Source organism: Streptococcus sp. KHUD_016 (assembly GCF_051106465.1).
Lineage (GTDB): Bacteria > Bacillota > Bacilli > Lactobacillales > Streptococcaceae > Streptococcus.
On the sequence record NZ_CP193663.1, the window covers coordinates 1026485 to 1040212 of the forward strand.

Annotated in this window: 10 protein-coding genes; 1 reads left to right on the forward strand and 9 read right to left on the reverse strand. The window is 40.7% G+C overall.

Annotated features, from left to right (window positions below; genetic code table 11):
- Nucleotides 1–24: 24 nt before the first annotated feature.
- Entirely contained in the window at nucleotides 25–1329 is a 1305-nt protein-coding gene (gene eno, locus ACORHV_RS04795; protein WP_000022821.1) for a surface-displayed alpha-enolase, read from the reverse strand.
- Nucleotides 1330–1491: 162 nt separating this feature from the next.
- Here eno and ACORHV_RS04800 point away from each other — a divergent pair, with 162 nt between their 5' ends.
- Nucleotides 1492–1938 (forward strand): DUF1694 domain-containing protein, encoded by a 447-nt coding sequence (locus ACORHV_RS04800; RefSeq protein WP_198459593.1) that lies wholly within the window; start codon nucleotides 1492–1494, stop codon nucleotides 1936–1938.
- Here ACORHV_RS04800 and ACORHV_RS04805 read toward each other — a convergent pair.
- The 8 genes from ACORHV_RS04805 to pulA all read right to left on the reverse strand — a co-directional run bounded on the left by ACORHV_RS04805 (nucleotide 1935) and on the right by pulA (nucleotide 13699).
- Nucleotides 1935–3050, reverse strand: a complete 1116-nt coding sequence (locus ACORHV_RS04805; protein WP_434397591.1) for a glycerate kinase — start codon at nucleotides 3048–3050, stop codon at nucleotides 1935–1937. The genes ACORHV_RS04800 and ACORHV_RS04805 overlap by 4 nt on opposite strands.
- Before the next feature lie 9 nt (nucleotides 3051–3059).
- Complete coding sequence (gene serB, locus ACORHV_RS04810) at nucleotides 3060–3704, reverse strand: phosphoserine phosphatase SerB (protein WP_434397593.1); 645 nt, start codon at nucleotides 3702–3704, stop codon at nucleotides 3060–3062.
- Nucleotides 3705–3762: 58 nt separating this feature from the next.
- Entirely contained in the window at nucleotides 3763–5196 is a 1434-nt protein-coding gene (glgA, locus tag ACORHV_RS04815) for a glycogen synthase GlgA (RefSeq protein WP_000697277.1), read from the reverse strand.
- Nucleotides 5193–6332 (reverse strand): glucose-1-phosphate adenylyltransferase subunit GlgD, encoded by a 1140-nt coding sequence (glgD, locus tag ACORHV_RS04820; RefSeq protein WP_084918360.1) that lies wholly within the window; start codon nucleotides 6330–6332, stop codon nucleotides 5193–5195. Before glgD ends, glgA begins: the two co-directional genes overlap by 4 nt.
- Complete coding sequence (locus ACORHV_RS04825; RefSeq protein ID WP_000787250.1) at nucleotides 6322–7464, reverse strand: glucose-1-phosphate adenylyltransferase; 1143 nt, start codon at nucleotides 7462–7464, stop codon at nucleotides 6322–6324. The genes glgD and ACORHV_RS04825 overlap by 11 nt, the downstream gene beginning before the upstream one ends.
- Before the next feature lie 159 nt (nucleotides 7465–7623).
- Nucleotides 7624–9519 carry a 1,4-alpha-glucan branching protein GlgB gene (gene glgB / locus ACORHV_RS04830; RefSeq protein WP_084944545.1) on the reverse strand — a complete coding sequence of 632 codons (1896 nt, stop codon included), beginning with the start codon at nucleotides 9517–9519 and terminating at the stop codon, nucleotides 7624–7626.
- Nucleotides 9520–9791: 272 nt separating this feature from the next.
- Complete coding sequence (locus ACORHV_RS04835; protein WP_434397596.1) at nucleotides 9792–11216, reverse strand: NADP-dependent glyceraldehyde-3-phosphate dehydrogenase; 1425 nt, start codon at nucleotides 11214–11216, stop codon at nucleotides 9792–9794.
- A 197-nt stretch (nucleotides 11217–11413) separates the two neighbouring features.
- Nucleotides 11414–13699 carry a type I pullulanase gene (gene pulA, locus ACORHV_RS04840; protein WP_434397598.1) on the reverse strand — a complete coding sequence of 762 codons (2286 nt, stop codon included), beginning with the start codon at nucleotides 13697–13699 and terminating at the stop codon, nucleotides 11414–11416.
- Nucleotides 13700–13728 lie beyond the last annotated feature (29 nt).

Below are 13728 nucleotides of genomic sequence, written 5' to 3' on the forward strand. Positions count from 1 at the left end.
GATAAAATAGTTCACTGAACTATTTTATTTTTTCAAGTTGTAGAATGATTTCAATCCACGGTATTCAGCTACTTCACCAAGTTGGTCTTCGATACGAAGCAATTGGTTGTATTTAGCGATACGGTCTGTACGTGAAAGTGAACCAGTCTTGATTTGTCCTGCGTTAGTTGCAACTGCGATGTCAGCAATTGTTGAATCTTCAGTTTCACCTGAACGGTGTGATACAACGGCAGTGTAACCAGCTTCTTTCGCCATTTCGATAGCGTCGAATGTTTCAGTAAGAGTACCGATTTGGTTAACTTTGATAAGGATTGAGTTAGCAGCACCTTCTGCAATACCTTTTTCAAGGTAAGAAGTGTTTGTTACGAAGAAGTCGTCACCAACCAATTGTACTTTACCACCAAGACGTTCAGTAAGAGCTTTCCAACCGTCCCAGTCGTTTTCGTCCATACCATCTTCGATAGTGATGATTGGGTATTTGTTTACCAATTCTTCAAGGTAGTCGATTTGTTCTGCAGCAGTACGTACAGCTGCTCCTTCACCTTCGAATTTAGTGTAGTCGTAAACTTTACGTTCTTTATCGTAGAATTCTGATGAAGCACAGTCAAATCCGATAAATACGTCTTTACCAGGAACATATCCAGCAGCTTCGATCGCAGCAAGGATAGTTTCAACACCGTCTTCAGTTCCTTCAAAACGAGGAGCGAATCCACCTTCGTCACCTACGGCAGTTTCCAAACCACGTGATTTAAGGATTTTCTTAAGAGCGTGGAAGATTTCAGCACCCCAACGAAGAGCTTCTTTGAATGATGGTGCACCAGCAGGTACGATCATGAATTCTTGGAAAGCGATTGGAGCGTCTGAGTGAGAACCACCGTTGATGATGTTCATCATTGGAGTTGGAAGAACTTTAGTGTTGAATCCACCAAGGTAGCTGTAAAGTGGGATTTCAAGGTAGTCAGCAGCAGCACGAGCTACAGCGATAGACACACCAAGAATTGCGTTTGCACCCAATTTACCTTTGTTAGGAGTACCGTCAAGTGCGATCATAGCACGGTCGATAGCTTGTTGGTCACGTACATCGTAGCCGATGATTGCTTCAGCAATGATGTTGTTTACGTTGTCAACAGCTTTTTGTGTACCAAGACCACCGTAACGAGATTTGTCACCGTCGCGAAGTTCAACTGCTTCGTGTTCACCAGTAGAAGCTCCTGATGGAACCATACCACGTCCGAAAGCACCTGATTCAGTATAAACTTCTACTTCAAGTGTTGGGTTACCGCGTGAGTCTAGGACTTCGCGAGCGTAAACATCAGTAATAATTGACATTTTTTACTCTCCTTTGAGTTAAATTTTTTACACCTCTATGATACCTTAAAAATAAGCGTTTTTCAAGAAAAAACGTTATCTTTGTGCAAATTTTCCTTAACTTTATAAAGTAATCGCTTTCTTTTGTCTGTTTTCTTACGATTTTTGTGATATACTGTTTTTATGACAGATTTATCAAAACAACTACTAGAAAAAGCTCATGGTGGGCCGAAATTAAACCCTGACGAACAACGCCGCTATCTCGGGACTTTCGAGGAAAGAGTTCTTGGCTATGCTGATATCAGTACTGCCAATAGTCCTGAATTAGAACATGGATTTTTCTCTATTTTAGAGGGGTTTCAAGAAAAGGTAGAGGCACTTTTTGTGAAGATTTCACCAAATATCGAGTTTGACAAACAGGTCTTTTACTTAAAACAAGCAAAGGAAAGCAACTGTCAGGCGACCATTGTTTCAGATGATCATATCACCTCTCCTTTTGGTCTTGTCATTCATACAAATGAACCTGTTCAAGTAGACGAAAAAGACCTTAGACTTGCTTTCTCAAACCTCTGGGAGGAGAAAAAGGCAGAAGCTCCTAAAAAATCTATCTGGAAAAAATGGTTTGGTTAATGATTTCTCATATTTAATAAACGACCAATATTAGTAGATGTGTGCTCCAAATAGAGTCTTGCATTTTTCAGACTGTCTTCCAAAGGTTCACTTTTTTCTAAAATAGAAAAGGTTGCTTGTATATTTTCGAATGGTAGGGAAGGTAAATCATCAGCAAGACTTCCACAAATAGCAATAACAGGAACTCCATTAGGGGTTCTTTTTGCTACACCGATAGGAGCTTTTCCAACAAAGCTTTGACTGTCCAGTCTACCTTCTCCAACGATAACCAAGTAGGCCCCTGCAACCTTCTTGTCAAAGTCAATCAAATCTAAGCAAGTGTCAATCCCAGATACGATAGTGGCCTCAGCAAAGGCACAGAGCCCAGCCGCAATCCCACCGCCGGCTCCTGCTCCTTTAAGAGAGAGGGTTGATGGTGAAAATTTTTCATAGAACCGCTGTATAGCCAAATCTACTGTCTCAAACAAAGCAGGATCCAAGCCCTTTTGTTTTCCAAATGTATAGGTCGCTCCTTGAAGACCACATAGAGGGCTCACGACATCTGCTAAAATGCGGATTTTCACATCTTCAGGTATCCTATACAACTCGCTGTCTGAAACTAACTCGAATTCAAGCAAAGTCTGACCGCAAGCTGGCAATTCTTTTCCATTCTTATCATAAAAACGATAACCTAAACCAGCAGCAATGCCTATCCCACCGTCATTACTAGCCGTACCACCAACGCCGACATAGATATCTTTCATCCCTTGATCAATGAGATGGCGGATCAATTCTCCGATACCGCGAGTTTGGATGTGGAGAGGGTTTCGTTTCTCCCGCGGAATCTTTCCAAGACCAACCAAGTCAGCAACTTCAAAGAGCGCTATTTGACCTTTTTGAAAGTAGCGCATGGATTCTTTTGGGCCAAAAGGTCCCGTAACCTCTTGCCATTTTTCTTTGAGTTCAAGAGAATGTCGGATAGCGTCTACAGTTCCTTCCCCGCCATCACCTACAGGGCAAAGCAGACATTCTACATCTGCTATCGATTTTTGGAATCCTCTTTTTATAGCTTGAGCGACCTCTTCTGCCGTCAAACTTTCTTTAAAAGAATCGGGTGCAATTACAATTTTCATAGTTCCCTCTCATTCTAAGAAATCAATCAAAGCTAGAACTTCTAAAAAATCCCTCGTATCTACATAACAAGCTATCTCAGATTTTACGATTTCTTTAGCACAAAATGCAATACCGCATCCTGCTGACTTTAACATCAAGAGGTCATTGGCGCCATCACCTATAGCAATCGTTCTTTCTTTGGAAAGTCCTAATTCCTTTCTCCATTTCTCAAGAGTAACTTGTTTTACTTGACCTGTCACAATTTCACCAACTAATTTTCCTGTTAAAAAACCGTCTTTGACTTCCAACTGGTTGGCGGAGAAATAGGAAATACCAAGGGATTTTGCTAATCTTTCAACTATTGGTGTAAAGCCACCAGACACTAGACCGACTAGAATGCCCTTCTTTTGAAGTATGGAGATAAATTCTTGAGCATTCTTGGACAGATGAATGGATTTGAAGACAGTATCAAAGACCGAAACCGGAAGGCCTTTTAACAAAGCTACCCTCGCTCGTAAACTTGTTTCAAAGTCCAGTTCACCTCGCATTGCCTGGCTTGTAATCTGCGATATTTCTTCTTCGCAACCTGCTTCTTTTCCTAAAAGATCAATCACTTCTTCTGCTATCAGGGTGCCGTCAACGTCCATGACACACAAGCCTTTTACTTGAGACATAAACTTTCCTTTCTAAACAGCCCAAAAATCGTATGAAAGAATCATACGATTTTATCTATTAGTTGACTAAACTATGGTACAAGTCAAGATAAGACTTACAAGCTGTATCCCATGAGAAATCGCATTCCATAGCTTGTTTTTGTAGATTTCTCCAAACTTCCGGCTGGTACTTATAAACATCCAAGGCTGTTTGGAAACTCCAGTTAAGCCAGTATGGTGTTAAATTATCAAAGCTAAATCCAGTTCCAGTTCCTTCGATTGGATTGAAGGATTGAACCGTATCACGCAAGCCACCCACTTCATGAACCAATGGTAGAGTTCCATAGCGCATCGCCATCATTTGAGACAAGCCACATGGTTCAAAACGACTTGGCATGAGGAAGAGATCACAAGCTGCGTAGATTTCTTGAGCGAGCTTGACGTCAAAAGTGATATTTGCTGATAGTTTGTCTGGATAGACTTGCGCAAACCAGGAGAAGGAATGTTCAAAAGCTGGGTCACCTGTTCCTAAAAGGACTATTTGAACGTCCTCCTGTAAGAAACGATGCAAGCTTTCTACAACAACATCAAAACCTTTTTGGCGCGTCAATCGAGAGACAATCCCAACTAGCGGAACATCTGCTCGCACAGGCAACCCAACTCTCTCTTGTAATTTTGCTTTGTTTTGAGCTTTTCCAGACAAATCTTCTTTATTAAAATGATAATCTAAAAGTGGGTCTGTTTGAGGATTATAAAGATCTGCGTCAATACCATTAACTATACCTGAAACCTTACCTGACTCCATCCGAAGAATCTGGTCCAAACCGCAACCAAACTGACTGGTCATAATCTCGTGCGCATAGCTAGGGGAAACGGTTGAGACACGATCCGCGTAGAGAATGCCTGCTTTCATCCAGTTGAGACAATCATTCCAGCGAAGGGTGCCATCAGCATAACGTTCAAAGCCAACACCGAACAAATCCCATAACATTCCTTCAGAAAATTGACCTTGAAATTCCAAATTGTGAATGGTTAAAACTGTTCTGATTCCTTGATATGCCTGAATCCAATGGTACTTTTCTTTTAACAAGAAGGGAATCATGGCTGTGTGGTAATCATGAACATGGAGAAGGTCAGGGATAAAGCCGATGCGTTCCATGGCTTCAAGAGCAGCCAGTTGGAAGAAGGCAAAGCGTTCACCATCGTCAAAATCACCGTACACATGACCACGGAAGAAATAATACTGATTATCAATGAAGTAGAAGGTTACCCCATTCAAGACCGTTTTCTTAATACCACAGTACTGTCTACGCCATCCTACACTAACTTCAAAGTGGAGAACATCCTCAATCTGGTCTCCAAACTTTGCTTCTACCATATCATAATAAGGTAAGAAAACTGCAACTTCGTGCCCCGCTTTTACAAGTGATTTGGGAAGTGCACCAATGACATCGCCCAAACCACCTGTTTTTGAAAAGGGTGCTCCTTCTGCCGCTACAAATAAAATTTTCATGAATAAATGTCCTCTGTTACTGTTTCACCCTTCTTCACTACAACTGGATGTTCTGCTGTGCCTCGAATGACAACACCGTCCGCAACCTCAACGCCCTTATCCAAGATAGCATATTCAACTTGGGCACCTTGTCCAATCACAACACGAGGGAACAGAACGCTGTTCTTCACCACACTATCTTTGTGAACATAAATGTTACGAGATAGGACCGACTGAACTACTTCACCCTCAATGATACTACCAGAAGCAAACTGAGAAGTACTTACTTTTGAAGTATTCGCATAGTAGGTTGGTTCTTCATTCTTAACTTTTGTATAAATCTTTTGATTTGGTGAGAAGAGAGAGTAGAACTTTTTAGATTCAAGCATATCGATGTTTGCTTGATAGTAGGATTGAACAGAGTGAATATTTGCTAAGTAACCTGTGTATTCGTAAGCAAAAGCTCCTTCTTTTACAGCTAAATCGCGAAGGACATAGCGCAACTTTTCAGGATATTCTTTCTGAGCCTCTTCTTCAAGTCGTTCAATCAACCAAGGAGTATCCACAACAAAGATATCTGTAGACATGTTGAAGAGTTCATCTGTAGATTTATTATCAAAGAGTTTGTGCGAACGAACATGGTCAGTTTCATCGATTTCCAAAATAGCATTCACATCTGAAATGTCTTTCTTTGGAAGTTTCTTATATACAACTGTGATCGGACCATTCGTTGTATTGTGTAGGTGGAAGACTTGATTCAAGTCAATATTCACCAGCACATCGCAGTTAATCGAAACGGTTTGGTTTGAACCTGAACGTCTCAAGTAGGTAAGAAGCTGTTGGTAATACTCTTTTCCAACTGTGCTGCTTTCAACACGAGTATTGTAAATTCCTAGATAGTAGTGACTTAGAAGGGTTGACAAGCCCCACTCACGACCTGAACGAATATGGTCAAAAACTGAGCTGATATTATCTTGTTGGAAAATACCAAAGATACTACGAACACCTGCATTTGCAAGACTGGAAAGGGGGAAGTCAATCAAACGGTATTTCCCACCGAAAGGCAAGCTAGCTACCGGACGGTGTTCTGTTAACGTTGACATATCATGAAAACCAACTGTGTTTCCCAAAATGGCTGAATATTTATCAATCTTCATCTGTTGCTACCCCCACTACTTCATTGTATCCTACTACTTGTACTTCGTCAGTTCCGTCAATCTCTACGCCGTCTGCAATAATGGCACCCTCACCAATAATAGCACGAGTAATCTTTGCTCCATGGCCAATAATAGCCCCACTCATGATAACAGAATCAACGACCTCAGCACCTTCACGTACTTGTGCTTCTGTTGAAAGAATCGAACGTTTAACAGTTCCATCTACAAAACAACCATCCACGACCAATGAATCTTCAACGTGAGCATGCGCACCAAAGTAGTTTGGTGGTGAAATCAAGTTTCTAGAGTAAATTTTCCACTGACGATTGCGGCTATCCAAGGCATTTTCTGGCGAAATGTACTCCATATTAGCTTCCCAAAGTGACTCAATCGTACCAACATCTTTCCAGTAGCCATTAAATTCATAAGCATAGACACTTTCACCAGACTCGAGATAGTTAGGGATAACGTTCTTCCCAAAGTCTGACATATCCACATTGCTCTTTTCAGCAGCAACAAGCATATTGCGAAGTCGTTTCCAGTCAAAAATATAAATCCCCATCGAAGCCTTTGTAGACTTAGGTTGCGCAGGTTTTTCTTCGAATTCAACGATACGGTTATTGGCATCTGTATTCATGATACCGAAACGGCTAGCTTCTTTGAGAGGTACGTCTAGGACAGCTACTGTCAAACTGGCATTGTTATCCTTATGGGACTGAAGCATATCATCGTAGTCCATCTTGTAGATGTGGTCACCAGAAAGAATCAAAACATACTCAGGATTAACACTGTCGATGTAGTCAATGTTTTGGTAGATAGCGTGACTAGTCCCTTCAAACCAACGGTTTCCTTCGCTGGCTGAATAAGGTTGTAAAATAGAGACACCTGAATTGATACCATCCAATCCCCAGCTAGAGCCATTTCCGATATGGTTATTCAAAGCAAGAGGTTGGTACTGAGTAATCACACCAACATTATGGATTCCAGAGTTTGCACAGTTGGAAAGAGCAAAGTCAATGATACGGTAGCGCCCACCGAATTGCACTGCCGGTTTGGCAATGCTTTGAGTGAGTTTTCCGAGACGTGTTCCTTGCCCACCCGCAAGGATCAAAGCTAGCATTTCATTCTTCATTTTCTACTCCTTTATAAAGTCATGTGAACGTTAAAATCGAAAGAAGGTTGGAAGTCAAACTTTTTTATAAAAATAATAGGAAATCCATTTCTCTTGTGTTTCAAGTCCAATACAAGTACATCCGTCTTTAAAATCTAAAAAATTATCATCAACAGCCCATTATTCTTTTTTCTTAGCTTGTTTCAAACGACGCTTGATCTTCCAGATACTTGCTCCCATAGCTGGCAAGGTGAAGGTCAAGGTCTGCTCATAATCCTTCCATAAGCCTTCTTGAGTCTGAACTGTTTGATTGTGCTCTTTCCACACACCTCCCCATTCTTCTAATTCTGTATTCCAAACTTCTTCGTAAATACCTGCAACAGGTAAACCAATCGTAAAGTCCTTACGTTCAACTGGTGCCATATTAAAGACACAGACTAACATTTCGTCCTTCTTGCCCTTACGAATAAAGGAAAGGACACTCTGATCTCTATTATCAGCATCGATAATCTCTATACCATCATAACTAGTATCAATTTCCCAAAGACAGCGATGGTCTTTATAGAATTGATTCAGTTGTGAAGTGAAATGCTTCATCTTGGCATTCATTGGATCTTCTAGATTAGACCATTCTAACTGCTCCTCGGACTTCCACTCGAGGAATTGTCCGTACTCACTACCCATGAACAAGAGTTTCTTACCTGGATGACAAATTTGATAGGTGTAGAGATTGCGCAGACCAGCGAACTGATTGTAGCGATCCCCCCACATCTTATGCATCATACTCTTCTTACCATGAACTACTTCATCATGTGAGAAAGGCAGGAGATAGTTTTCATTGAAAACATACATAAAGCTGAAAGTCACAAGATTAAAGTCATACTTGCGATAAATCGGATCTTCCTCGTAGAAACGGAGAATGTCGTTCATCCAGCCCATATTCCATTTATAGTCAAAGCCAAGGCCACCCATTTCTTTCATACCAGTAATCTTTGTCGCTGATGAACTTTCTTCTGCAATCATCATGATATCTGGATGAGCTAACTTAATCACTGTGTTCAACCGTTGAAGGAAATAATAACCCTCGTAGTTAAGGTTTCCACCGTCCTTATTTGGAGTCCAAGGAGCATTATCATAATCTAGATACAGCATATTGCTCACTGCATCGACCCGGATACCATCTAAGTGGTAAAAATCAATCCAAAATTTAATACTTGAAATCAAGAAAGACTGGACCTCATTTTTCCCAAGGTCAAAATTCAGCGCACCCCAACCATAGTTATGAGCCTTGTTGTGGTCTTGGTATTCAAAAGTTGGTGTGCCGTCATAATATGCCAAGGCATCATCATTAATAGTGAAATGACCTGGAACCCAGTCTACGATAACACCAATGTTATTTATATGACACTCTTCAACGAAATCTTGGAATTCCTCAGGTGTACCATAGGAATGTTCAAAAGCAAAGTAACCCATAAGTTGATAGCCCCAGCTCAATCCAAGTGGGTGAGCCATTAAAGGCATGAACTCAATATGTGTATAGTTCATCTCAACTAAGTATGGAATCAACTCGTCTTTCAGTTGCGAAAACGTATAGGGACTACCGTCTGGATTTCTCTTCCAAGACCCTGCATGAGCCTCGTATATATTAACTGGTCTCTCAAAAAATCCCAGACGTTTGCGACGTGCTAGCCAAAGGCCATCTTTCCATTTCTTTTCACGGATATTGGTCAGAACTGCCCCTGTACCCGGTCTAGCTTCAAAATAAACTGCCAAAGGATCAATCTTCATAATCTGGTGACCATTTGCACGCGTGATATGATATTTATAAATCTGACCTTCCTGAGCTTGACTCGTAAAGACTTCCCAAACACCTGCCTCGTTTCTAACCATTGGAATCTGATTCTCAACCCAATCGGTAAAATCACCAACTAGATGAACTGCTTGTGCATTTGGGGCCCAAACCCTAAAGGTATAGCCTATTTCTCCGTTTTTCTCCTCTCTATGCGCTCCTAAATAATGCTGGAGGTGAAAGTTCTCACCTGTAGTAAAGGTTCTTAATGCTTCTTGATTATTCATTCAATCCCCTTTCTTTTGTAAGCGTTTTCTATAATTCTATTATACACTCTTTTAAGATAACTTTCAAGTAATTTACGAAGGAAATCATATTTTTTTATGAAAGCCTTCAAAAAATTACCTAGCATTTTAAAAAAGATATCCAGAAAATAGAACACGAAACAATTTCCATATATTTTTTTATTATAATACCAGAATATTCGTTTTTTATCAATTTTAAACTGCATTTTTTTGAAAAAAATAAAATCAGGAAGTCGTTTTCCTGATTTTATAAATTATTTCACATCAAAAACAATGGATTTAACATTTGTCATCGCTTCGATACTATATTTAATTCCTTGTACTCCTGCACCAGAACCTTTTACACCAAGGAATGGGAAATTATCTGGTCCACGTTGTGTTTTATTATTAATATGAACGGTACCAACTTCAAGTTTTTCAGCAATTTCAAACGCCTTCTTAAAGTCATTTGTAAAGACTGAAGATTGAAGACCGAATTCTGATTCATTAGCAATTTCTAACGCTTCATTAGCATCTGAAACTCGAATAATTGGAAGAACAGGTCCAAATGGTTCTTCCCAGGCTAATTTCATATCTCTTGTGATATAATCAAAAAGTCCTGGCCAAATGAGATTATTCTCACGTTTGATTAGGCTGAGCGCTTTGGCTCCTTTTTCCTGAGCGTCTTCAATCAATCCCCAGATGAAATCAGCTGAAGCATTATCAATAACTGGCGTGATATCTGCATTGTCAAATGGATTGCCTACTGTTAGCTTAGCAACTTCAGCTTGGAGCAATTCTGCCAATCTGTCTGCTACGTTTTCCACAACCAAAACACGTTTGATGGCAGTACAACGCTGACCAGAGTAGCTAAAAGCTCCACCTACGATTTGCTTAGCTGCATTTTCTAAATCTGCATCTTCTAAGACAATTGCTGCATCTTTTCCACCAAGTTCAAGCATAATTGGGCGCATACCAGCTAAACGACCAATACGCTCCCCAATCGGTGTTGAACCTGTAAAGTTAATGAAGTTCACTTCCTTGTGTTCGATGATGTAGTCTCCGATTTCAGAACCACGTCCAGTGATGGTGTTAAAGACACCTGCTGGGATTCCTGCTTCGTCAAATGCTTTAGCCAACAAAAGACCAGAAATAGATCCTTGTGTTGGTGGTTTAAACATAACGACATTTCCTGCAATCAAAGCTGGAGCAATCTTAGATCCAGAAAGGTTGACTGGATAGTTAAATGGTGCAATAGCTAGGACGACCCCAACTGGCTCACGACGGACAACAGCTAGTTTATTTTTACTTGCAGCTTCAAAACCGCCACCTTCCATTGCTTGTCCAGTGATACGGAGACCTTCCTCAGCAGCAAAACGAATCAATTCTGCTGTACGTACTACTTCTCCAATGGCTGCTTTAATCCCTTTTGCAACCTCTTTGGCAAGAATCGTACCAATTTTTTCTTTATCACGTTCCAAAATGTCTGCTGTCTTATGCAAATAAGCTGCACGCTCAACTGGTGCTAAATCACGCCATGCTGGGAGAGCTGTACGCGCTGCTTCCATAGCCTCATCTACTTCAGCCTGACTCATAGCGGGTACTGTCCCCAGTTTTTCTTGATTGATGGGAGAATAGATGGCAATTTCATTTTCCGATGATTTCCATTTTCCATTCACTAAATTCTGATAATTTGTCAAATTCTCTTCCTCCTGAAAATGATTAAAACTTATTTTATCAAATTTTCAGAAAATTACAACCCCTTTTTGGAAAATATTGATATTTTTTTCACAAACTTGATTCTTCAAATTATTTGAAATTTATTCCTATTAGATATTGGTTTTTCAATAAAAATCAAAAAAGGTCTAGTTTTAACTAAACCTTTTTGTAGCATTTACTATGAAAGTACCTTCAAGACTGCAACGCTGATATCATCAATCACATTAGACTCTTGAGAACGACTATTTGTCACAAGCATTTCTAGATTTCCTGCATTTTCAAAGTAGAAGGAAGTTCCCTTGGCATTGAATACCACCAATAAGTTCTCTGATCCACCGTGAATTTCGTAAACAATCCACCCACTATTTTCAGCAGCTGTATGGACGAAGACATGACGATAAACTTCTTCGTATGTAGGATAAGAGAAAGCCCGCCTTTGTGTTTTTAGGCGAATAATCTGGCGAATAAAGTCAATGCTCTCTTGTCTCTCATTGATTAAATCCCAGTTGACCTGGTTGACACTATCTGGAGCATTGTAGCTGTTCATGGCCCGTTCTCTATCTGCCGCAGTCAGCTCGCCATTTTCTCCAGTAGCAAGGAGTTTGGTTCGACCAAATTCTTGGCCAATTTCCATAAAGGACATTCCTTGCATGAGCAGGTTCATTGCTGTCGCTGTCTCAACCTTGCGCATAATCTGGTCAGAACTTTGATCAGGATGAAGCGTCGCCAGCAGGTCATGAAGATTGTAATTGTCATGGGCTTCAACATAGTTGAGAACCTGGTTTGGACTCAGATAAGAGCCCAACTCTCGGCTACCAAGAATAGCCTTGGCTACGATAGGTTCGGTGGCTGCACCGCTGACAAATCCTGACTTGATTGCACCATAAACTTCTCCTCCTTTAATCGCATCACGCTGATCATCGTTGAAGAATCCGATATTTGGCATCTGGTAGGCATTGTCCTTCTTGGCCTTATCATAAGGCGCAAGACCGATCCCCATATCCCAACCTTCTCCATAGGTGATAATACGTGGATCAACTTCATCAAGTGCCCAACGAATTGCCTGCATGGTTTTGACATCGTGAATTCCCATCAAGTCAAAACGGAAACCGTCAATATTGTATTCTTTCACCCAATAAAGGAGTGAGTCAATCATGTACTTACGGTACATTTCGTGTTCGCTTGCGGTTTCATTTCCAACACCTGTTCCGTTTTGAAAGGTTCCATCTGGATTCATACGATAGTAATAATCAGGAACAGTTGTTTGGAAAGGTGCATCGACCGTTGAGAAGGTATGGTTATAAACGACATCCATAATGACACCGATTCCTGCATCGTGATATGCCTGAATCATGGTCTTGAGGTCTCGAATAACCTGTCCAGGATCATCTGGGTTACTAGAGAAACTTGGTTCTGGGGCATTGTAGTTTTGAGGATCATAACCCCAGTTATAGGTTACATTTCCGTCCTCGTCGTATTCCTTATGGCGATCAAAGATTGGTTGGAGCTGAACATAATTACAGCCGAGTTCTTTGATATAGTCAAAGGCGGTTGCTTGGTCGAATTGGTTGGTCGTTCCTGTCTGGGCAGCACCAAGGAAGGTCCCTCGAAGATTTTCTGGAACTCCAGATGTTGGCGATTTTGTAAAATCACGAATGTGCATCTCACAGATAACCGCTTTACATGGGTTTTCCAAACGCCAAGGAGCGTCTGTCCCATGCTTGACTTTAAATCCTTCTACCTGTCTATCTTGCTGAGAGAGAATGACGGAACGTTTCCCGTCAGGGCTTGTAGCAATAGTGTAAGGATCTCGTGTCAAAGTCTGATGGTGTGGAAACTCAATCTGATACTGATAAGCTTTACCTGCAAGATTTTCGTCTAAATCTACACTCCAAACACCAATGGTATTGTACTTATGACTGTATGAATAGCTATTCCCACGCTCAAGATTAAAGGTTTTCCAAATCGGCGCGTCGTTACTTGTATTTTCATAAACGACCACTTGGACTGCTGTAGCGGTTGGAGCCCAGAGTTTAAAGCTTGTCTGGTAGTCAGAGATACTATACCCCAACTCTCCTTGGTATCCCCAATGGTGATCAAAACTTTCACTGTGAAAGGCTTTATCAAAAGCAAACGGGTTTCGATCTTTATAGCAAGAACTTGCAATGGCTGGATTTTCAGAATAATAAACCGTCTCATCACCATCCAAAATCCAAACCTCAGTCAACAGTGGATAATAGTTAAACCGTAGGAGATAATCTTTTGTCTTTCCATCTATTTCGACAGAAAAGGTCAGAGTATCGAGCCTTTCTGCACTTGTAACTGTAAAGGAGAATTTTGCTCCAAAATAGTCATTTTCATAATACAAATTTTCTTTAACATCTGCCTGTTTTCTACTGAATGAACAAGCATCATAATCCCCATTTTTTCGGTGAAAATGGATGACTACTGGGTATCTATACATTTCTTTTCCTAATTCCTAATTTCAATTTT

What these genes read in the sequence shown, in the direction of transcription:
- glgD (WP_084918360.1), bottom strand. Translation starts at nt 6,332, where the DNA reads ATGAAGATTGATAAATATTCAGCCATTTTGGGAAACACAGTTGGTTTT.
- serB (WP_434397593.1), bottom strand. Translation starts at nt 3,704, where the DNA reads ATGTCTCAAGTAAAAGGCTTGTGTGTCATGGACGTTGACGGCACCCTG.
- glgA (WP_000697277.1), bottom strand. Translation starts at nt 5,196, where the DNA reads ATGAAAATTTTATTTGTAGCGGCAGAAGGAGCACCCTTTTCAAAAACA.
- ACORHV_RS04800 (WP_198459593.1), top strand. Translation starts at nt 1,492, where the DNA reads ATGACAGATTTATCAAAACAACTACTAGAAAAAGCTCATGGTGGGCCG.
- eno (WP_000022821.1), bottom strand. Translation starts at nt 1,329, where the DNA reads ATGTCAATTATTACTGATGTTTACGCTCGCGAAGTCCTAGACTCACGC.
- pulA (WP_434397598.1), bottom strand. Translation starts at nt 13,699, where the DNA reads ATGTATAGATACCCAGTAGTCATCCATTTTCACCGAAAAAATGGGGAT.
- glgB (WP_084944545.1), bottom strand. Translation starts at nt 9,519, where the DNA reads ATGAATAATCAAGAAGCATTAAGAACCTTTACTACAGGTGAGAACTTT.
- ACORHV_RS04805 (WP_434397591.1), bottom strand. Translation starts at nt 3,050, where the DNA reads ATGAAAATTGTAATTGCACCCGATTCTTTTAAAGAAAGTTTGACGGCA.
- ACORHV_RS04825 (WP_000787250.1), bottom strand. Translation starts at nt 7,464, where the DNA reads ATGAAGAATGAAATGCTAGCTTTGATCCTTGCGGGTGGGCAAGGAACA.